General features: G+C 42.6%; 1 protein-coding gene. It reads left to right on the top strand.

Translation table 11 applies throughout. The features are described from left to right. Window positions 1-12: 12 nt before the first annotated feature. The coding region (locus AAEY83_RS15315; protein ID WP_351060269.1) for an HAD family hydrolase at window positions 13-270 on the top strand (258 nt) is incomplete at its 3' end.

The raw sequence follows: 270 nt of genomic DNA, 5'->3' as shown, positions 1-270 counted from the left end.
GATAAATACAACGTGGCCGTTGATGATGCAATCGAGCAAGCTCAAACACTTGCCAGTGATGCTAAAACGCCCATGTATTTTGCAAGTAATAATAAGCTCCACGCTACTATTGCAGTAGCCGATCCAATTAAAGAGGATTCAGTTGAAGCTATTAAACGCCTGCAAGATAAAGGTACCCACCTAGTCATGCTAACAGGTGACAACAAAGCCACTGCACAAGCCGTTGCTAAACAAGTTGGTATTGATGACTTTATTGCAGAAGTAATGCCC

This window comes from Psychrobacter sp. TB20-MNA-CIBAN-0197 (assembly GCF_040309765.1).
GTDB lineage: Bacteria > Pseudomonadota > Gammaproteobacteria > Pseudomonadales > Moraxellaceae > Psychrobacter > Psychrobacter submarinus.
Note: the sequence above shows the minus strand (reverse complement) of the source record. Positions and strands in the feature narration are given on the sequence as shown.